The sequence below is a fragment of the Armatimonadota bacterium genome, from assembly GCA_018268395.1.
Lineage (GTDB): Bacteria > Armatimonadota > Fimbriimonadia > Fimbriimonadales > Fimbriimonadaceae > JAEURO01.
Window position 1 is genome coordinate 477086 of the sequence record JAFDWQ010000001.1, and the last position, 19496, is coordinate 496581.

Annotated in this window: 19 protein-coding genes and 1 tRNA gene; 4 read left to right on the top strand and 16 right to left on the bottom strand. The window is 63.3% G+C overall.

Features of this window, described 5'->3' with window-relative positions; all coding sequences use genetic code 11:
• Positions 1–5: 5 nt before the first annotated feature.
• Genes JST30_02090 through JST30_02120 form a run of 7 tightly spaced genes read right to left on the bottom strand, consistent with a single transcriptional unit; the run spans position 6 to position 7834 of the window.
• Positions 6–1712 carry a type II/IV secretion system protein gene (locus JST30_02090; GenBank protein MBS1713108.1) on the bottom strand — a complete coding sequence of 569 codons (1707 nt, stop codon included), beginning with the start codon at positions 1710–1712 and terminating at the stop codon, positions 6–8.
• Positions 1709–3250: a hypothetical protein gene (locus JST30_02095; GenBank protein MBS1713109.1), complete on the bottom strand. Its 1542-nt coding sequence runs from the start codon at positions 3248–3250 to the stop codon at positions 1709–1711. Before JST30_02095 ends, JST30_02090 begins: the two co-directional genes overlap by 4 nt.
• Positions 3247–3867: a hypothetical protein gene (locus JST30_02100; GenBank protein ID MBS1713110.1), complete on the bottom strand. Its 621-nt coding sequence runs from the start codon at positions 3865–3867 to the stop codon at positions 3247–3249. The genes JST30_02095 and JST30_02100 overlap by 4 nt, the downstream gene beginning before the upstream one ends.
• Complete coding sequence (locus tag JST30_02105; GenBank protein ID MBS1713111.1) at positions 3864–4445, bottom strand: hypothetical protein; 582 nt, start codon at positions 4443–4445, stop codon at positions 3864–3866. The genes JST30_02100 and JST30_02105 overlap by 4 nt, the downstream gene beginning before the upstream one ends.
• Positions 4442–5038 (bottom strand): hypothetical protein, encoded by a 597-nt coding sequence (locus JST30_02110; GenBank protein ID MBS1713112.1) that lies wholly within the window; start codon positions 5036–5038, stop codon positions 4442–4444. Before JST30_02110 ends, JST30_02105 begins: the two co-directional genes overlap by 4 nt.
• Positions 5004–6185: a pilus assembly protein PilM gene (pilM, locus tag JST30_02115; GenBank protein MBS1713113.1), complete on the bottom strand. Its 1182-nt coding sequence runs from the start codon at positions 6183–6185 to the stop codon at positions 5004–5006. Before pilM ends, JST30_02110 begins: the two co-directional genes overlap by 35 nt.
• On the bottom strand, positions 6182–7834 hold the full coding sequence (locus JST30_02120) for an HD domain-containing protein (GenBank protein MBS1713114.1): 1653 nt from the start codon (positions 7832–7834) through the stop codon (positions 6182–6184). Before JST30_02120 ends, pilM begins: the two co-directional genes overlap by 4 nt.
• A gap of 150 nt (positions 7835–7984) precedes the next feature.
• Here JST30_02120 and JST30_02125 point away from each other — a divergent pair, with 150 nt between their 5' ends.
• From JST30_02125 to JST30_02135, 3 genes are read left to right on the top strand one after another with little or no spacing between them, the layout of a single operon-like run.
• Positions 7985–8386 carry a hypothetical protein gene (locus JST30_02125; protein MBS1713115.1) on the top strand — a complete coding sequence of 134 codons (402 nt, stop codon included), beginning with the start codon at positions 7985–7987 and terminating at the stop codon, positions 8384–8386.
• Positions 8383–9036: a prepilin-type N-terminal cleavage/methylation domain-containing protein gene (locus JST30_02130; GenBank protein ID MBS1713116.1), complete on the top strand. Its 654-nt coding sequence runs from the start codon at positions 8383–8385 to the stop codon at positions 9034–9036. Before JST30_02125 ends, JST30_02130 begins: the two co-directional genes overlap by 4 nt.
• Positions 9033–10118 carry a hypothetical protein gene (locus JST30_02135; GenBank protein ID MBS1713117.1) on the top strand — a complete coding sequence of 362 codons (1086 nt, stop codon included), beginning with the start codon at positions 9033–9035 and terminating at the stop codon, positions 10116–10118. Before JST30_02130 ends, JST30_02135 begins: the two co-directional genes overlap by 4 nt.
• On the opposite strand, the gene JST30_02140 is transcribed toward JST30_02135, so the two are convergent.
• The 9 genes from JST30_02140 to JST30_02180 form a co-directional block, all read right to left on the bottom strand.
• Positions 10087–10509: a hypothetical protein gene (locus JST30_02140; protein ID MBS1713118.1), complete on the bottom strand. Its 423-nt coding sequence runs from the start codon at positions 10507–10509 to the stop codon at positions 10087–10089. The genes JST30_02135 and JST30_02140 overlap by 32 nt on opposite strands.
• A 241-nt stretch (positions 10510–10750) precedes the next feature.
• Positions 10751–12337 (bottom strand): diguanylate cyclase, encoded by a 1587-nt coding sequence (locus tag JST30_02145; protein ID MBS1713119.1) that lies wholly within the window; start codon positions 12335–12337, stop codon positions 10751–10753.
• Between the two features lie 322 nt (positions 12338–12659).
• Positions 12660–12818, bottom strand: coding sequence for a hypothetical protein (locus JST30_02150; GenBank protein MBS1713120.1), 159 nt, complete (start codon positions 12816–12818; stop codon positions 12660–12662).
• Between the two features lie 135 nt (positions 12819–12953).
• Positions 12954–14066: a Fic family protein gene (locus tag JST30_02155; GenBank protein MBS1713121.1), complete on the bottom strand. Its 1113-nt coding sequence runs from the start codon at positions 14064–14066 to the stop codon at positions 12954–12956.
• A gap of 145 nt (positions 14067–14211) precedes the next feature.
• A tRNA-Ala gene (locus tag JST30_02160) sits at positions 14212–14287 on the bottom strand.
• 13 nt (positions 14288–14300) lie between these two features.
• A complete protein-coding gene (locus tag JST30_02165) occupies positions 14301–15305 on the bottom strand; it encodes a menaquinone biosynthesis protein (protein MBS1713122.1) in 1005 nt (334 codons plus the stop codon).
• Positions 15306–15322: 17 nt separating this feature from the next.
• Positions 15323–15769 carry a DUF3052 domain-containing protein gene (locus tag JST30_02170; GenBank protein ID MBS1713123.1) on the bottom strand — a complete coding sequence of 149 codons (447 nt, stop codon included), beginning with the start codon at positions 15767–15769 and terminating at the stop codon, positions 15323–15325.
• Positions 15730–16428 carry a class I SAM-dependent methyltransferase gene (locus tag JST30_02175; protein MBS1713124.1) on the bottom strand — a complete coding sequence of 233 codons (699 nt, stop codon included), beginning with the start codon at positions 16426–16428 and terminating at the stop codon, positions 15730–15732. Before JST30_02175 ends, JST30_02170 begins: the two co-directional genes overlap by 40 nt.
• A gap of 26 nt (positions 16429–16454) precedes the next feature.
• The gene (locus JST30_02180; protein MBS1713125.1) at positions 16455–17192 is read right to left on the bottom strand and encodes a glycosyltransferase family 2 protein; all 738 of its coding nucleotides are present in this window, start codon (positions 17190–17192) and stop codon (positions 16455–16457) included.
• Positions 17193–17529: 337 nt separating this feature from the next.
• On the opposite strand from JST30_02180, the gene JST30_02185 reads away from it, so the two are divergent.
• Positions 17530–19476, top strand: a complete 1947-nt coding sequence (locus JST30_02185; GenBank protein ID MBS1713126.1) for a protoheme IX farnesyltransferase — start codon at positions 17530–17532, stop codon at positions 19474–19476.
• The last annotated feature ends 20 nt before the right edge of the window (positions 19477–19496 follow it).

Genomic DNA, 19496 nt, shown 5'->3' on the forward strand with positions numbered 1-19496 from the left:
CTCTGCTATGCCTCCGAAGTCGCCCGGAGGACTTCCTCAGGCGTCGTCAGGCCGTCAACGACCTTCTTCCGGCCGTCCGTGCGCAAGGTGGTCATGCCTCGGGACACGGCTTGGCGGTGGATGTCGGCCGAGTGCTCGCCGGTCAATATCTGCCGCTGCACGTCGCTGTCGACCTCCAAAATCTCGTACAGGCCGATCCGCCCTCGGAAACCCGTCTTGGCGCAGGCCTCGCATCCTCGACCCTGGAAATACTCGGCCCCGCTGTCCAGGTTCAGTCGGTCAAGGACCGCCGGTTCGGGCCGGTAAGGCTCCATACACTTCGTGCAGGTCAGTCGGACAAGCCTTTGGGCGATGCTCGTCGTGACGCTCGACGCCAAAAGGAACGGCTCGATCCCGATGTCCATCAAGCGGCTCAACGCGCCGGCAGAATCGTTGGCGTGGAGGCTCGTGAGGACGAGGTGGCCCGTCAAGGCGGCTTCGATCGCGATGCCCGCCGTTTCGCCGTCGCGGACTTCCCCGACGAGGAGGACGTCCGGGTCCTGGCGGAGGATGGCCCGGAGGCCGGACGCGAACGTGATCCCGGCCCTCGGGTTGACGTTCGCTTGCGTCACCCCTTCGAGCTGGTATTCGACCGGGTCTTCGATCGTGATAATGCTCCGGTGGACCGCGTTCAGGTGGTGGAGGCCCGCGTACAGGGTCGTCGTTTTTCCAGAACCTGTCGGGCCCGTGACCAAGATGAGGCCCTGCGGAACGTTAAGGAGCCGGAGGAACGTCTCTTGGGTCTGCTCGTCGAGCCCCAACTTCTTCACGTCGATCATCGCCGAGTTCTTGTCCAAGATGCGGATGACGATCGTTTCGCCGTGGACGCTCGGGTACGTCGATACGCGAAAGTCGAACTCGCCTTGTGACGAGACAAGGGTGCAACGGCCGTCTTGAGGCATGCGCCGCTCGGCAATGTCCAAACCGGCGAGGATTTTCAGACGCGAGATCAGCGGATGCTGGAGGTCCTTCGGGATCACCATGATCTCCTGAAGGAGCCCGTCGATCCTCAAGCGCACCCGGACCTTCCGGGCGTGCGGCTCGATGTGGACGTCGCTCGCCCTCATCGAAATGGCCTTGGTCAAGAGCGCGTTGGTGAGCTTGATGATCGGTGCGCCTTCGATCGCCTCCTTGAGGTCGATGACCTGGGAGGGCCGCTCGTCCTCGTCCCGCGAAGACATGTGAAGGCCTTCGTCGTCCGTCCTCAGAATGGCGTCGCCGACGAGCTCGCCGAGGTCGTCGTACGCTCCGAACGACCGGAAGATCGCCTCACGGACGTCGTCTTCGGCCGCAAGAAGCGGGTCGATCTCAAGACCCGTGAGGGCTTGGAGCTCGTCGATCGCAGAGAGGTCGAGGGGCCGCGCCATCGCCACGCTCGCGGCGACGTCGGTCTTTTCGATCGGGATCGCGAGCAGGCGCATCGCGACCGAGTGAGGGATGATCCGGCTTGCTTCGGGTTCGATTTCGACCTGGGTCAAGTCGACGAACGGCACGCCGATCTGGACCGCGTCGCACCGGAGCTTGTCCTTGGGCGAGATGATCCCGAGTCGGACGAGAACGTCGCCGAGAGGCTCTGTCGTGTCTTTGCGACGGGCCAGGATCCCGGTCATCTCCTCTTGGGAGATGAGTCCGGACTCGACGAAGATCTCTGAGATCGGGCGGTCGAGGATCATGGCGCCGGCTCTGCGATCACCAACGGCGTGACCGTGATGATCACTTGGGATTTCGTCTTCGTCACCTTACGGTGCTTGAACAGTTCGCCCAAGAGCGGGATCTCGCTCAAGAGAGGAACCTTTTGCACCGCGGCGATGTCTTCGTCGCTGATCAGGCCGCCCATGACGATCGTCGCACCCGACTTCACCCTCAGGGTCGTCTGCGCCTCACGGGTCGAGATCTGAGGATAACTAGCCCCGTTGACGGTCAAGTAGCCTGTGATCGTCGAGACTTGCGGATAGAGACTGAGAGTGACGGTCCCGTCTTCGCCGATCGACGGCGAAACTTGCAGGTAGATGCCGACGCGCTCTTCTTCCTTGCTGAAGATCGGGGCGTTGTTCTGGCTATATCCGACCAGGACGGGGTAGTTGATCCTGTTGCCGATCAAGACGAACGCCCGCTCGCCGTCTAAGACCGAAACGTTGGGAGACGCCAAGAGCTTGGACTGGCCCTTCTTTTCCATGATCGACAATTGGTTGGCGATCGAAAGTGGGCTCCGGTCGAAGCTTCCGAAGTTGATGCCTCGGGTGCCCCGCTCGGTCGTGGTGACGTCGCTGAGGTTCCAAGTGATGCCGACCTCCCGAAGGGCGTCATTGGAGATGTCGTGGATGGTCACGGCGATGGCGACCTGCTTCCGGGGACGGTCAAGGGACTTGGCCGTCTCTAGGACCTTGGCGACGAGATCTCGAGGGCCCGAAACGACGAGCACTCTCGAACTCCCCGCGTCACCACCTCCCTTTTCCAGCATCGAAGTCTCCGTGCCCGTCGCTTTGGAACTGTCCTGTTGGCCGATCAGCGGCGTGATGGGGTTCGGGCCGGAGACCAAGGTGAGTTCCTTTTCCGGAAAGAGCTTGGAGAGCGATCCGATGATCTCGCTGCTCGTGGCGTAGTTCGCCACGTACGTTTCGGTGACCCTTTCGACGGGAACAGCCTCTTGAAGGGCCGGCTCAGGGTGCTGGGCCGACCACTCGGGCCCATAAGCCGCTTTCAGTTTGTCCGCCGTCGCGATGACGTACGTTTCGCCGATGCGGATGAAGCTCAACTCGCACATCGCACAGATGTGGCGGACCATCTCCGACAGCGGGACGCGCGTCAGGCGTAGCGTCAGCTTGGCGTCAGGCTTGGCCAACAAGATCAGGTTGGCGCCGGTCTGAATGCTCAGGGCTTGTAGGATTTGGGCCGGGTCCATGCCCGTCACTTCGAGCGAGCACAGCGAGTCGTCGATCTTGCCGCCCGTCGGCTTCGCTTTCACCTCTGCCGGCGCCTTCGGCCGAGCGTCCGGGACCAGCATGACGTTTTCGGGATCGACGGGCAGAGGCGAGTTCGGCGAGGGCTTGACGGACTTCTGAGCCTTGGAAAGCCCGGGCCATTGGCCGGGGTCGATCACGGTCGGGCCCTTCGGTCGGTCTTGCGACGCGAGCGTCGGCCCGAACGCAGCCGGAAGCGGCTGGGGCAATGACGGCTTGAGCGCCGCCGCGAGGAACACGGCCTGGATCATAATTGGATCGATTCTCCTACGGTCAGAGTCTTGCGGTGCTTGGAAAACTTCAAGTCGACGGCGCCCTCCCGGATCGCGACGATCACAAGGCCGTCGGCCGGCGAATCACCGATCCGGCAGCGTTTGGGCTCGCCGCCGTCAACGGTCACGAACGCCATCGGGGTGGTCGCCATCACGATCGCCTGCAATACGACGTTAGGGCCCTTCACAGGGGCGGGATCCTCCGACTTTTGCAGCGTCGTCGGGAGTCCGGCCAAATTGCCGGCGGTCATGACGTCGCCGATCGGTAAGGGAGGTGAGCCGAACAGACTGCCCCCTCGGAGGCGGGACGGGGATTCCCCGCCGACCTCCTGGCCCGTCGGTCGGCTTTCAGGTACCGGTGATTGCCGTTCGGACCGCGGAAGCGCCGGATGGCTGAACGGGTCGCCGTAGAACGTCGTCGGCAAACCGGAACGGGGCGCCTCTTCGGACTTCCCCCCGATCGCTCCGGACACGGCGGCGTGGAGGTTCCTCGCAGCACGACCGGCTGCTCCTTGAATCTGAAGGACCATGAAGCCGACGGCGCCGACGGCGACGACCGAAAGGGCGATCGCCTGACCTTTGTTGCCCATGTTCATGACGGGTTCCCTGCCTTGACGAGGATCCGGAACGCTAGCCGCAACGCGACCGACGTCACTCCTGTTTCGGAAACGCTCTGCCTGGCGATCTCGATCGAGTCCGGTTCGATCGGAACTCCGGAACGGCGCAGGCCTTCGACGGTCGTCAAGGCCGACGACAACGGTCCGAAGAGGGACAGTCTCACGTTGACCTGCTCCCAGTCTTTCCGGTCGGTCTCCAGACTGAAGGCGGACAGATACGGCGTGCGCTCCGGGGTCGCTTGAAACTCATTGATCGTGCAGCCCGCCGTCCGCGCCGACTTTTCGATGCTCGACTGAAGTCCCGTCAGGACGCCGCGGGTCGCATCGGCCGGTTCGGACGGCTCGGCGGGCCGATGGCTGACTTCGAGCCTCAGGTCGTTCAGGGTCTTGTCGAGGTTCGTCGCCTGGGCCGTCGCTTGGGCGACCCGGTTACGGGTTTGAACAAGGTGCAGGGCGGAAGCCGAGACCAACACGCCGATGACCAAGAGGGACCCGATCATGGCCTTCCGCATGGCGAGGACGGTGCGGGGGTTCGCGGCGAAAGAGTCGCGCTTCATGGGAGCGGCACCTTCTTCAAGTACTCGAAGCTGACCCCGTTGGAGGACAACAGGGTGCTCGGCCGTGTACTGGACAATGTCGAGACCTTGTTCGGCGTCCGTCCGGCAAGGTCGGCGAAGGTCGCGGCCGCTTCGTAGCTCTCGGCATCGGCGCGGCAATTGACGACGATCTCGGCCGACCGGACCTCGATCTTGGCCGTGGCGAACGCCAAGCCGGTCTTCGCCGCGTCAAGGACGACGTAGAGTTCTCCGAGGAACCTGTCGAACCGACCCCGAGTCTCGGCCAAGACTTGGGCCCGCTCGACTTTGGGAGCGACGACGTCCTTCTCCGCTTGGACCTGCCGGAGTTGGGCTTGAAGCCCTGCGAGCCGGCTTTCGAGCGCGCGCTGACGCGACGACTCTTGTGCACCGACCCGTTCGAGGACTGGAACGGTCACGGCGGCGAAAACGAGGGCGAGCCCGGTTACCAGTGCGTACCGGCTCATTTCCGCCTTCAACCGCGCCTGGTCCGACGCCCACTCCGTGAGAAGGTTGACGCAGACGTTGATCGAGCGCGTGTTATGCGCCCCGTTTCCAATGGAACTCAGATTCACTGCTTTGACCTCCTTTCGTCTCGAATCCGTGCTCGATCGCAGAGACGGCCAGCCCCACGGACACGGCGTACGTCTCTTGTCGGAGCGACACTTCCTGAAAACTTTCTGCGTCGACCTCGGCCAACATTCCCGTAAAGGGACGCGCCGTCTCGACCCTCAATCCGAGGTTCTCGCCTAGGAACTCGGCGAATCCGCGCAGGCCGACGAGCCCGCCGCACAAGACTAAATGATCGAGGATGCCGGCGTAGCTCCTTTCCGGATGGAGGGAGCGGAAGTACCGCAAGAGCCTGAGGAATTCCCGGACCAGCTTGTTGAGCTCCCCGGAAATGTTGGCGATGGACGTGCACCCGTCGTCCTCGATCACGACCGTCCCGTCGCGCCGGAGAGACGTCGTCGGGAGGGCCAAGAAGGCTTGAGCCTCTTCGACCGTGATGTCCAACGAGTTCGCGAGGGCGTTCGAGACCAGTCGAGAACCGAACTTGACACTTCGGATGAACTGCAAGGTCTGGTTTTGGACGACGTACATGTGCGTGGTCCGACCGCCGACGTCGATGATCGTCAACGACGCGTTCCACCACAGGGCGCCCCGCTCCGAGAGCCGACGTTCGACGAGCCTCAAGACCGATTGGGCCTCGAGTTCGGCCGCGATAGGCTGGAACCCGGCGTGAAGGATCGCCTCAGCCCGGCTGTCGACCACGGAACGCGGAACGGCGATGACGAGCGATTGAGGCGCGTTCTCTCCGTTCGCGGCCGGAAGAGTGGTCGCCTCGACGTAGGCGTCGTCCACCGGGAACGGGAGATGGCGGCGGACCTTGATCCGGGCCGCGCCCCGAAGCTCTTCGCCTTGGACGGGCGGCAGCGTGACCCATCGAAGCGTCGCTGCGCTGCTTGGGATCGAGAACACGGTCGGCAATGGGACGACTTCGTTCGCCCTGGCCCACTCCTTCAACTGCTTGCCGAAGGTCTTCGGGTTCTTCAGGACGTGGTGGTCCATAGGATCGGACGCCATTTCAAGGGCGACGGCCTTGCGGATCGCCAGACGGTCCGAATTGCTCCGGGCGACGACGAGTTTGGCGTAGCTCGAACCGATGTCGAGCCCCAGAACGGACTTCGACGTGACGCTCGTGCGGTCGAGCGTGGCCTTCATGCCGCTTGACGGACCTCCGGTTGCCAGTACTGCTGGTAACAGGCCTGCATGCGGGCCGACGGCAAGAGCTCACGGAGCGCCTCGACGACGACCGGATCGAACTGGATCCCCGCGCCCCGGCTAAGCTCTGCGAACACCGTGTCGAGGTCCATCACGCCCCGGTACGGCCTCCTCGAACTCATCGCGTCAAAGGCGTCCGCGACGCAGACGATGCGCAACGACGGCGGCAGTTCACCGCCTTTCAACTTGTCCGGATATCCGCTACCGTCGAGCTTCTCGTGGTGGTTCCGGATGATCATGAGGACGCCTTCCGGAAGCATCAGCGGTTTGCAGATCTCGTACCCGATGACCGGGTGCGACTTCATGATCACGAACTCTTCGTCGGTCAGGCGCCCGGGCTTGTTGAGGACGGCGTCGGGGACGCCGATCTTGCCGATGTCGTGAAGGATCGTCCCGATCCTCAGCTCTTCGATGGCCTCTGCGCTGAACCCGAGGTGTTCGGCCAACATGACCGACACGTCGCAGACGCGTTGAGAGTGGCCTCGCGTGTACTCGTCGCGGGCTTCTAGGGCGGTGGCCAGGCTTTGTAGGGTCCGAAGGAACGTCGAAATCTGGCGGCCCTCCATCCTGGCGTTCGAAACCGCGACCGCCATCAACGAGCCCATGCTGCAAAGCAGTTCCATGTCTTCGGGCCCGAACGGCGCGCCCGCCGGGTCGCCGACGACGGTCAATGCGCCTAAAGTCTGTTCGCGGCCGCTCTCCTGCGTCCCGATGAGGATGCGGGAGGAGAGGGGCACGCTGATGACGGAGCGGACGCCCAGGTCGACGCCGTCGCATTCCACCGCTTGCCGCTCCTTGTTCCGGAGCGCGATCGGCTGGCTCATTTCGACGACGTAGCCGGAGAGGCCTTCGCCGACCTGCAGCGTCGGCGGCACCGGAAACTCGCCCTTTGCGCCATAGGCGACCTCCGTCCGAAGGAGGTCGGTCTGCTCTTCGTCGACGACCATGACGTAACCCGATTCGCCCGCGACCTCGTCCACGGCGACTTTCAGGATCCGGGACAGCATCGAGATGAGGTCGCGGCTACCGGCCAGCGCCGAGGAACACGAGATCATCGCGCCGAAGCGCCGGTCGTGCTGGTGGAGCTTCTCTTCGCGGACGCTGAGGAGCAGGATCAGGTACGAGAACACGGCGGTCAAGATCGCGCAGAACTCGATGACCGCGAACTTCATGGCGGTCACGGCTCCGACCGCGAACGTGACGCCCGTCACCGCGACGACCAGTCCGGCGAAGGCCGCAAGCCGCGGTTTGTCGCGCCTTGCGGAGGCTTCTGAAATCAGGAGGGGTACGACGCCCAGCCACATGTTGTCGGACCGGAACGTCGGTGAAAGGGCCAGACCGGAACAGACCACGCAGTCCAGTCCTCGGACGACGGTCACGATCTTCGAGCCCGTGGCCTCATAGCGCCGCTGGTCGCGGCAAGCCCACTCGGCGACCAGCCCGCCGACGACGAGGAGGCCGAAGACGGTCAGGTCGATCGGGGTCAAGCGGCTGGAACACCAGAGCGCGGCCAACCCGAGCAGCAAGAGCCACCTTAAGCGAAGGTTGCGGACCTCGAGAAGCCTTTCCCTGTTCTGTGGGCCGTTCATGTGCAGAAACCTGTTGGACGCAGCGCGGTGCCCCCCGTAATGTTGTCGGGGGAGAAATCGATACTCTTCAGGGCGCAAAGGCCCTTTCCAACCCGACGGTCAGGTTCGGAACGGCTAGAGACAGGGCGAGCGACGACCGACGATTCCGTTGTGAGGCGCTCTCAGCGGACTGCGGGCACGTCGATGGTCGAGATCTTGATCGCCGTCGCGTTCCTTGCCGTCTGTGCCGTCTCGATCCTGGACGCCGTCTTCTCGGCGAACGGGCAAGCCTCTTACGCCGCCCGTCGCAACCTCGTCTTGGTCGAACTGAAGAACGAAGTCGAATCGGCCCGGGGTTTGGCCGCCAACGGTGTCCTGACCGAAAGGAACGGCTCGGAAGACCGGGAGCTCCCCGGAATCCCGGGCAAAGTCACGGTCCAGACCGTGGTCAGGCTTCAAACAGGTTCGCTCACGCTGTTCGACGTCACCTGCCAGGCTCAATGGCAGGACGAGACCTCGTCCGGCGCAAGAACCGAATCCACAAAACTGTCGACGGTGGTGTGGCAGCCATGAAACGGCGCGGCTTTACCATGATCGAATTGATGATGACGGTCGCTCTGAGCGCGATGGTCATCGGCGTCATGGCCGGTATGTACGGGTTCACGTCGACCCGATTGGCCGACGCCTACACCAAGGCCGTGCTCGTCGACCAGACGACGGACGTCGCCGATAGGATCGAAGCGTCGTTCCGGAACGCCACCGTGTGCATCGAACAAGACGGGGGCAACGCCGTCCAGTGCCTGATGCCCGCCAACGGCGTCGACACCGACGGCGACGGACATTTGGACACCTACTATCCGGACGACAACAACGCCGACGGGACGGGCGCGTACTCGGCCGGCAACTACGTCTGGTTCTTCATGGCCGGCGCCAGCAGCACCTACAAGTCAGGGTCTGGCTTCCTGTGGCGTGCGGAAAAGTCCAACAGTTCGGATCCTTCGCTGGGGGACATCGACCGGACGTTCTCGCACTACTACAACACCAGGCTCCGCTACCCGCTCGTCAAGTCCGTCACCTTTACCGTCGACATGGCCGAACACACCGTGACGTTCAAGGTCGTCGGCACGACCCGACTGTCCGAGGAGTCCACGACCAACGCGACCGAGGACGGCACGATCCGGACGATGACCGTCAAGCGCAAAGTCCGCTGGAGGAACGGATGAACCGAAAGCGCCGAGGCAGCGTCGCCGTTTTGGCCATGGTCATGACCGTCTCGACGACCGCCTTGGCCTTGGCCCTCGTGGCGCTGAGCGGCTCCGTCCGGACCAAAGAGACGCGCCTTGAAGACCGACGGACCGCGCAAGACGCGTTCGACGGCGCCGTCGACACGATCGTCGACCGCGCCGACCGAGGAGTGTTGGTCCTGCCGGACTCCTTGAGCCTCCGGATCGGCGACTCGGAAGTGTCGGTCGACGTTTCCGACGCCACCGGGCTCAACATCGACCTCCTCGGTATCTCCGTCACGACGAGCGCGTATGCCATCCTCGTCGACGCGTCCGTGAAGACGGCCCACGGGACGTACAAGTACAAAAGAGTGATCGGACGGGGGCGGCTCTCCAGCCCGTGGTACCAAGCCCTCTATCTGGACGAGGGATTGACCACTCTGCGGGTGATCAAGACCGGATCCCCCGGCCTTGAAGGCGACGCCTGGTTCAACGGCTCGGTCACCTTTCTCGGACTCGGAACGTCGTTCGACGGCGATCTCACCGCGACCGGGCTGATCCTGCCATTGACGGTCAGCGTCTCGGGGAAGAAGACCGCGAGCTCCCGACCGATCGCTTTTCCGACCGTCGTCCCGGCCCAATATTCGGCGGTCGCGACGACGACGTATTCCACCGACAAGACCTTCGACGGACTGGTGTTCGTCTCACCGGGCGCCGGCGCCTACCCTCTGATCTTCGTCAACGGTAACCTCACCATCAAGGGCGACATCACCGGATCCGGCGTCATCTTTGCGACCAGGGTCACGATCAACGGCAACGTCCGGACGGGCGTGAACGACCACGTGGTGATCATCACGAACGGGAACATGGACATCGATCCTGGTGCGAACTCGATCGACGCTTACCTCTACTGCGGGAACAAGCTGACGATCGGCACCACTGGGACGATGCGCTCCTTCTTGTCCGGCGTCGTCACCAAGTCGGTCTCCATCGGCGACAACGTGACCTTTAGCTGTGACCCGTACGTTCGGGACAACCCCGCCGAAGCTTTCAAGTTGAAACTGCCCGGCTTCTGGCCTTGAACCCGCCTTGCACGGCTTTGCGGTCGATCTCAGTGGCTTTGCGGTCGCTTAGCATGGCTTTGCGGTCGATCTCAGTGGCTTGGCGGTCGCTTAGCATGGCTTTGCGGTCGCCCTGAATGGCTTTACAGTCGCTCTGAATGGCTTTACTGTCGCTCTGAATGGCTTTACAGTCGCTCTGAATGGCTTTACAGTTGCCCTGAATGGCTTTACAGTCGCCCTGAATGGCTTTGCGGTCGCCCTGAATGGCTTTACAGTCGCCCTGAATGGCTTTGCGGTCGCCCTGAATGGCTTTACAGTCGCCCTGAGTGGCTTTGCAGTCGCTTTCAACGGCTTCGAGGCGCCAACGAACGCTCTCCGAGTGCTCGGACGACGTTTTCGTCACATCGGACACGACGACCGGACGTGGCGGATCGTCATGGGGCCGGGCTGGACGGTCCGGCCGGCCCAGCCTTGTCTCTTCAGGTTCAGACCATGAGGCCGAGCAGACGTCCGGACCGACGTCCGAGCGCAGAAAACAGTGAAGAAAGCGGTTGACTTGACGCGCGGACAGGGGTAGAGTTGGTTTTTGTTTTAGAAATCGCGGTCCGAACCGGCATCCTGGTTTGCCGGTCGGACTTTTTCTCCCCGCGGTTCTAAGCGACCTGGTCGCCGGCTTCGGCGTCCAAGACCCTCAAGAACGATTCGACGACGTCCGGTGCGAACTGTGTGCCGGAACAGGCCCTGATCTCGTCGACCGCCTGCCAGACCGTGACCCCGAGGCGGTGCGGCCGGTCCGCCGTCATGGCGCAAAAGGCGTCGGCGACCGCGATCACCCTCGAGGGCAGCGGGATGTCCTCGCCCTTCAACAGGTTGGGATAGCCCTTGCCGTCCCACCGTTCGTGGAGCGCCTCGATGACCGGGGCCACGAAGCTCAAGGCCGGGATGCGCCCGACGATCTGGGCTCCGACGACGGGATGGGCCCTGACGGTCTCCCACTCTTGTTCGTTCAAGGGGCCCGCCTTTTGAAGGATGGCGTCCGGGATCGCGACTTTGCCGATGTCGTGGAGCCGGGCGGCCATGCCGATCACGTGGGCTTCCCGTTTGCCGAGCCCCATGTCGGCGGCGATGCGCAACGCGAGCGCTTCGACGGACTTCGTGTGGTCGCTCTCATAGACGTCCCGCGTCCCGACCATCGTGACCAGGGCTTCGATGACTCCGGCCAGGGCTTGTTCTTCTCGGGAGCCCTTGGTCTCGCAGAGAAGCGCGAGGCTGGCATCGGCGTCCTTGGTCGTCCGGACCTGGTTCCTCCCGAGCGACTTCGCGACGTACATGGCGCGGTCGGCGGCTTCGACGACCGTCCCCAGGTCGGCCCCGTCTTCCGGGATGCAGGCGACGCCGATGGAGCAGGTCACAAGGGCCTCCGGCGCGGCTTCGAAGCGGTAGCGGCTGACCGCTTGGCGCAACCTTTCGGCGACGGTGAGCCCGATTTCGACGTCGGCACTCGGCAGGACGACGACGAACTCTTCGCCGCCCCAACGTCCGCAAAGGCCGTCGTTCCGAAGATGGTGCTTTAGGACGGCGCCGAACTCCCGGAGGACCGAGTCACCGCAAATGTGCCCGAAGCTGTCGTTCAAGGCCTTGAAGTGGTCCAGGTCGAGGAACAGGACGCAAGCGGTCAGGCCTTCTTCCAGACACTTTCGCGACTCTGCGAGGAGCGTCGTCACGATGGAGCCGTGGTTCGCAAGACCGGTCAGTGGATCGGTCCTCGCGATGTGCTCGAGCCGGGCGTTCTCCGCTTCAAGACGGGCGGCCTGTCGGGCCACTTGCTCGGCGAGTTGCAGGTCTCGGAGTTTGGCGACGTCCTGCGCTTGCTTCAGTTTGAGCAGTGCGAGGATCCGGACGTTCAGTTCGGTGGGGTCGACCGGGCGGCAGATAAAGTCGTTGACGCCCGCTTGGACCGCGTCCAGGTGGCCTGCCATTCCTGTGACCGCCGTGAGCATGATCACGGGCACGTCCGCGCGCCCGTGACCGTGGCGCACCTTGCGGGTGAAGTCGATGCCCGAGCCGTCGTCCAACCGCGATGCGACGAGGACGAGGTCGATCGAGGCGTCGAGGGCGTCCCAAGCCTCTCCGACCGTCCGGCATTTCCGGCACTGGAAGCCCTGGCCGGCCAACACCGAACAAAGTTCGGCGTTACAATCGCCGTCCGGATCGACGACCATGATCCACGGTCCGCTCAAGTCCGGGCGAGGCTCCTTGGAAGCGTGTCCCCCCGGAGCGCGAGCTGACGATCGGATCGTGCCCAAAGCCCGGCCCCTCGGCCCTGCAGGGCGAAGGTCGGACTTGCCGTTCTGGCGCCCGCCTTCCGACCGGAAGGCGCGGTACCGGCAAGGTCGCCGGCACCGTCCACATGGCTCTCGAACACCTTCATAATGTCGGTCGGAATCCACGTTCGGTTCAGGGCGGATCAGAGACATTCGAAGGCCTTTCCAACGGCCCTTCCGGGGCGTTTCCAGGGCATGGGCTAAGAACGTGAGCCTGCATCCCATCGGCTGCAGCGGTTCACGAACGGACGACGGGCCGAGAGCGGGGAGGGCGGACGATCATGACCCCTGACCGGGAGCGTGCGACCTGTGAGCCGGCCGACGTCTCGCCCGTCAGAGCGCGACCGACCGTCGCGAGGTAAAGGACCGTGGTGGAGATGATGGGATTCGAACCCACCGATTCAGGTTCAAGGGGGTGACACTTTAGCCAGTGTTTCAGGCTCGGCGGGCTCGTAGACGTGCGTTTAGGGGTGACAGGTGCCTGCAAATCATCGCGCCTTGGGTCAGCGGCGGTTCGGGCTGAAATTTCCTTCTACCGATCGACCGCTACCAGTTCATAACCCGCGCTCCTGCCACCGGCAGCATCCGGCTTGAGAACACCCTTTTCGACCAGATCACCGAGGTCTCGGGTCGCTGTCGCATCTGAGCAATCTGTCAGGCGTGCGTACTTCTTGTTAGTCATCTTTCCCTCCCAGCCAATCAGCATCCGTGAGACGGCCCTTCGTTGGCGCTCGTTCAACTCGATGTCCTTGTGATTGTGCCAGAACCTTGTTCGAGCCAGTGCCTTGCCGACGGTCTCCGTGGCGTCGTCTAGGGCCGTAGAAAGACAATTCAAATACCAATCGAGCCATGCTGTGTAGTCTCCAGTTCCCTTTTGAGTCGTCTCCAAAACCTCGTAGTAGGATTCGCGATCCAGGTGGATGCTTGCTGACAGAGCGTAAGGCCGATGTGGCTCAGCGTCAGCCCTTGCGAGGGTCATGTCCAGGATGTTCCGTCCAATCCGTCCGTTACCGTCGTCTAGAGGGTGAAGTGTCTCAAACCAAAGGTGTGCGATGCCGGCCTTCAGGATGAGGCTCGGTTCGTTCTTGGTTTCGTACCAGTCCAAGAATTGAGCTGTCTCAAGGGCGAGTTTGTCTGCGGAGGGAGCTTCAAAGTGAATGATTTCGCGACCTTTGTATTGGGAGGCGACCACCATTGGCCCCGTATGGTCGTTCCGCCAGCTCCCGACGGTCACTGGCCCGTCTGCGTTGCGGCCCGTTGGGAACAGTGCTGCGTGCCAGTTGAAGATTCGTTCGGCCGTCAGGGGCTTTGTATACTGTTGCGCAGCGTCGATTGCCATCTGTACGAGGCCGTCTATGTAATGGTCGTCGCCTGCCAGCCCACCTTTGGCCATGCCGAGTCGGCGTGCGACCGAGTTCCTGACGGTTTCGAGGTCGAGCGATTCACCCTCGATGGCGCTAGACTTGACAAGTTCGGCGGTAAGGGCCTCGACATTGTGCTCCTGAAGGCTCTCGAATCCGATTGCCTCAAGGATGCCGAATAGCCTTCCGCGCTTGGTGGTCGCCAGTTCGAGTGGCCGGAGAAGGGCGGTAGCGTCGTACGTGTATTCGGGCCAAGTGGGGAGCTCGTGGATGTAGGTCGGCACGGTGTGAGGCGATTGTAGCACGTATTCGCCTCAACATATGCGGCGAATAGACGGGCTAATCGCCTCAAATCAATGACGCATCGACGCAACGCCATTGGACCCGGGCTCAACCTGTCACCCCCAAGCTTAATTCAGGTTCAAATTCTGGTGGAGATGATGGGATTCGAACCCACGACCTCTGCAGTGCGATTGCAGCGCTCTCCCAGCTGAGCTACATCCCCACGAGGACGCCGATTATACCGTGGCCTTTTCCGCTTCGCCGGGAGCCTCGACCCATTGGATCTTATCGGGACGGACCGGGTACCCCGCGGCCTTCAACAGGCTCCCAAACCGTTGCAGGGCGGCGGCTTCTTCCGTCCCGATGCGGTACCTCATGTTTTTGACGAGATAGTCTTCGACCGTCTTGGGATCGATCCCACTGAGGTTCACGGCCCGGGCCACGATCCGGCTCCGGATCCGTTCCGGCCCTTGTTGCAGCCCCGAGGCGCCGGCCAAGCGTGACCGCCCTCGATGGAACTCTGAGACGTAGGCTTCATGCGTGTCCCGCGGCGAGGCCTCCGGCACTGGGCCCAAGGCAGGCCTGTCTTCCGGGGACGTCGGCGCCGCGGCGCGCCGCGCCTCGAGGTCCGCCTCGGCTTCCTGCCCCATCCAGGACGAGCGGGCCGCGATCTCTAGCATCGAGGCCAAACAAGGATCGAGCTTCTCCCGCCCGACCCAGAGCGCCCAGACGAACGGGAGTCCCTGCCACTTCGTCCACGCCTGTCCCAAGTCCAGTTTCCAAAGGCCCTTGCCCGGTTCGGTCATGCCGATGTCGCCGATCAAGAGCCCGGCGTCGTGGTCCCGGAGCATGTCGCTGAGAACGGGAGGCTGGACCGAAGTCTCCGGGACGTTCTTGTAAACGTCCTTCAACAGCAAGCAGCAAAGGGCGTTGCTCGTCATCGAACTGGCGTCCAATGCGAGGGTCCGCACCGTCCGGAAGGGCCGCTTGCTGAACAGCCGGACACTGGCGACGGGCCCTTTCGAGCCGATGCACGCCGACGTCGCGGCCCGAAGCCCGGGCGTGGTCAGCAGATAGTAGCTGGACACGAGGATGGCGTCGACTTCGCCCGAGTCCAACAACTCGGGCAATCGGGACGGAACGGCATAGACGACCTCGACCCCGAACTCGGGGGATTGCTCGAACATCGCCACCAACGGCACAGCGTTGATGTACGGAACGCAGCCGAGACGGTAGCCCACGTGTCGATTCTACGCCGTCATCGGTTCCAATCCGCTCGCCGGTCCTTCCGGACGACGAACTTCAAACCGGACCAAACGTCGTCGACGGCGCAGACTTTGACGTCGACCAAGCCGAACGGCAAGACCACCTCGCGAAGACGGTTTTCGTCGATGTCGGTCGGGAGTTTGGACGACCGCTTGGGCCAGGACAGCCAAAGCACGCCCTCGGAATCCAAGTGGCTGCAGAGGTCGGGAACCCACGATTCCAGGGCGTCGCAGGAGGTGAAGAAGGCATGGACGAACCGTGCGCCCGTCTCGAGGGGCACCGTGACCACGTCGGTGCCGATCAAGGCCGCATAGTCGGACGGGGCATCGACGGTTACGACGACGGCACCGGTCGCGACCCCCAGCTTCTGCCACAACGGCTTTCCGGAATAGCCTACGTTCACGGTTTCCGACCTACCGCGACGACACTGCTGCCCCAAGGCAACGAGGTTGGCCCGATCCAACGGCCTTCAGCCTGCATCAGCGACGTGAGGACACCGTTCAACGGGGCTCCGACTTGGGGAAGCCGCACTTCGGCCCTGCCCCGTCGGAGGCGTTCGAGGGCCCGGATGCAGACGACCACAGGGAACAGCAGGAACACGCTGTAGGAGACCACCTGGCATTCGAACCCGGTGCTAGCGAGAAGCTCTCTTACCTCGTTCCTGGTGTAGCGGCGAAAGTGCATCAGGGCCACGTCGTGCGGTCCCCAGAGCCACCGGAAGGCCGGAACGTTGAGTACGATCGTCCCCCCTGGCCGGAGGACGCGGAACGCTTCGGCCATAGCGACTTTGTCCCGTTCTAGGTGCTCGAACGTGTCCAGGCTCACGACAGCGTCGAAGGAGCCGTCTCCGAAAGGCAACCGCTCGGCGTCGCCTTTGACAAGCCGGGGCAAGCCGCGCTGCCGGCAAAACCCGACGGCGTGCTCGCTGAAGTCCAGTCCAAACGCGGTCTTGGTCGTTCCGAGTTCGCTCAAAAGGGCCCCCGTTCCGCAACCCAGGTCCAAGACGTCCTGGCAGTGTGGCGCCGCTTGGTCGAGAAGGCGGCGGGCCAGGGCGCGGCGGGACACGAACCACCAGTAGCGGTCCTCCAACGCGCGCATCTTCGCGTATTCTTCGGTCTGCAACCCTAGGCTTCCCGTTTTTCCATCCGGCCGGACTTGCCTGCCAGGCGGAGTTTGACGAGGTCGCGCAGCATCCGCGGTCCGTCCCGCATGAGCACGACCTTCGAGCCTTCCTGGTGCCGCCAACGGACCGGCACTTCCGCCGTTTTATAACCGAGGTCGCGGGCGATCATCAGTGCCTCGAAATCGAAGGAGAAACCGTCCAATCGGCACCGGGAGAAGACGTCTTTGGCCGCCGTCACCTTGAACAGCTTGAAGCCGCACTGCGTGTCGTAGATGCCTTTGACGGCAAGAAGTTGCACGGCCTTGTTGAACAGTCGTCCGAGCTGCTCCCTGTACCAGGGTTGGCGGACCTCCAGGTCGCTTTCCTTGAGCGGTCGGCTTCCGATCGCGATGTCGGCCTCCGGGAGCGCGGCCATGAGTTTCTCGACCTCCTCGATCGGGGTGGCCAGGTCCGCGTCGGAAAAGAGCAACAGGTCGGCGTCCGTCTCCAGCATCCCCTTACGCACGACGAAACCTTTGCCCCGGTTGGGCCGAGAATCGACGACGGTGATCCGGGGGTCACCGGCGGCGGCCGTGCGGACGGCTTCGACGGTCCCGTCACGGCTACCGTCACTCACGACGACGATCGCCCAACTGTAGTCTTGGGACGAGAAATACTCTTTCATCCGGCTCAAGGTCGGGCCGATGCGGCTTTCTTCGTCATAAGCCGGGACGATCACGGCCAGTCGCGTGCGCTCCAAGTGGGCGGGAGTCTACCAGTGAGGGTCGGGCGCCGGGGCGGCCCGAACCGTCGTCGGAGCCTTCGGCGAGCCCTCCGGCCTGAGACAAAAATGTCAAGATAGCGTATGGTGTAACAAGGGCCATCGGCCCATAGGTCAAACCAATAAGTAGGTACAAAACGTCTAAGGGATTATCGGACGAGGAATGCCGGAAGATTGAAGCTCCTGCAATCCAAATCCTTCACAAATCCGTCCAGGATTGGCCGGGTCTAATCTTCACAGTCCTGGGCCCTTGGAACCGGACGAAAGATCGTGCTCTTGACACGGGAGGGCTACTCGGTCTATGCTCTCCGGGTCGATGTCGGACACCGGTGTCAGTCACAGACGGGGGGAATCCCAGACCGCCTTGCATCAAGGCGCCAAGACGGCACCGGAACTCGTGCGCCCTTCCTTCGCTAAGGCAGCCTGGTGGCTTCTCGCCTATTGTTGCGCCGCGATCCTTTTCGGAGCGTTCGTCCGGGCCTCCTATTCCGGCGACGGATGCGGGACGTCGTGGCCGATGTGCGGAGGCAGTCTCATCCCGACCTTCACGGGCGCACCGAGGGCCGTCGAGTTCACGCACCGGGTGACGACGGGCCTTCTGATGCTCGCGAACATCGCCCTGGCCGTCGCTGCCCGGCGCGCGTTCCCCCGGGGCGACGCGGCACGGAAGGCTGCGAACCTCGCCTTGATCACCGTCCTGATCTCGGCCGTCATCGGGGCGTTGCTCGTCACGTTCCAGTGGGTGACGGACGACAAATCGGCGGGCCGGGCGCTGACGATGCCCATCCACCTCGTCAACAATTTCATCGCGATCGCGGCCCTCGCCGCGACGGCCTATTACGCCGGTACCGGCCGACGGTTCGCGTGGCGCGGGCAAGGCGCGGTTTCGGCCGCGTTGGCCTGGGCTTTTGGAGCCATGTTCCTCCTCGGGGCCACGGGCGCGTTCTCGGCGCTCGGAAAGACAGCGTTCGAGCACGAGTTGTCGTTCGCCAAGTCGTTCGCCGAACGGATGTGGCTCCATGTCGGGCCAGAAGCCCATCCGTTACTGCGGGGCGGGGTGGCCCACCCGTTGATCGCGACGTCCGTCGGCATCCTTCTCATTTACGTGTGCGGCCTGATCGCCCACGCGAGGCCCTCGGCCCAAGTCAAGGCTTGGGCACGCTGGACGGTCGGGCTCTACATCGTCCAGATGGTGCTCGGCGCGGTCAACCTGACGGCAAGCGCGCCCGTCGCCCTTCAGATCGTCCATCTCGCGGTCGCCCTCGGCAACTGGCTGACCTTGGTCATGCTGGCGCTGACGGCGCTTGGCACGGAAGCCAGGGCCGAACGTGCCGAGGATGCGGCTCCGGCCGAAGACGCGCCGTCGCCCCAACCGGCGTTCGTCGCGTCCGTTTCGAGGCGGGCGACCTGGAAAGACTATGTGGCGCTCACGAAGCCGCGCGTCATCAGCCTTCTCCTCTTCACGACGGTCGCAGCCATGTTCGTCGGCCATCACGGTGCACCGCCGCTCTGGCTCTTGGTCGCCGTTTGCGTCGGCGGCTACGCCTCCGCCGGAGCCGCCAACGCCTTTAACATGGTCATCGAAATGGACCTGGACCGCTCGATGGCGCGGACGTCGCACAGGCCGACGGTCCGTGACGCCGTCACGAAACGCCAGGCCCTGACCTTCGCTTGGATCCTCGCGGTCGGATCGTTCGCGCTCCTGACATGGGCGGCCAACCTTTTGACCGCCGTCATGGCTTTGAGCGGACTGCTGTGCTACGTGTTCGTCTATACGCTCTGGCTGAAACGGCGGACGTGGCAGAACATCGTCATCGGAGGCGCGGCAGGCGCGTTCCCGCCGCTCGTCGGCTATGCGTCGGTGACCGGGACGCTGTCGCCCTTCGCCTGGTACCTGTTCGCCGTGGTCTTCCTTTGGACGCCCGTCCACTTCTGGGCTTTAGCGCTCCTGATCAAGGACGACTATGCTAAGGCCGGGGTCCCGATGCTGCCCGTCGTCAAGGGCGACAAAGTGACCGTCCACCAGATCGGCCTCTATACGGTCCTGACTTCGCTGGTCTCGGTCATGCCGTTCTTTCAGGGGCAAGCAGGGCCGCTTTACCTTGTCGGGTCGGTCGTTTTGAACCTCGGGCTGATCGTCCAGACGGCCCGCCTATGGCAGAGGCAGGACAAACCTCAGGCGAGGGCTCTCTTCAAGTTTTCGATGGCCTACCTGGCCCTGTTCTTCATCGTAGCGGCGGTCGATCAGGCGAGGTGGATGTGAGTTTGGGTATGAATGCGGTG

Bases quoted from the DNA above. Each gene is read 5' to 3' on its own strand.
- JST30_02090 (MBS1713108.1), bottom strand. From the start codon at position 1,712: ATGATCCTCGACCGCCCGATCTCAGAGATCTTCGTCGAGTCCGGACTC.
- JST30_02095 (MBS1713109.1), bottom strand. From the start codon at position 3,250: ATGATCCAGGCCGTGTTCCTCGCGGCGGCGCTCAAGCCGTCATTGCCC.
- JST30_02100 (MBS1713110.1), bottom strand. From the start codon at position 3,867: ATGAACATGGGCAACAAAGGTCAGGCGATCGCCCTTTCGGTCGTCGCC.
- JST30_02105 (MBS1713111.1), bottom strand. From the start codon at position 4,445: ATGAAGCGCGACTCTTTCGCCGCGAACCCCCGCACCGTCCTCGCCATG.
- pilM (MBS1713113.1), bottom strand. From the start codon at position 6,185: ATGAAGGCCACGCTCGACCGCACGAGCGTCACGTCGAAGTCCGTTCTG.
- JST30_02120 (MBS1713114.1), bottom strand. From the start codon at position 7,834: ATGAACGGCCCACAGAACAGGGAAAGGCTTCTCGAGGTCCGCAACCTT.
- JST30_02130 (MBS1713116.1), top strand. From the start codon at position 8,383: ATGAAACGGCGCGGCTTTACCATGATCGAATTGATGATGACGGTCGCT.
- JST30_02135 (MBS1713117.1), top strand. From the start codon at position 9,033: ATGAACCGAAAGCGCCGAGGCAGCGTCGCCGTTTTGGCCATGGTCATG.
- JST30_02175 (MBS1713124.1), bottom strand. From the start codon at position 16,428: ATGCGCGCGTTGGAGGACCGCTACTGGTGGTTCGTGTCCCGCCGCGCC.
- JST30_02185 (MBS1713126.1), top strand. From the start codon at position 17,530: ATGTCGGACACCGGTGTCAGTCACAGACGGGGGGAATCCCAGACCGCC.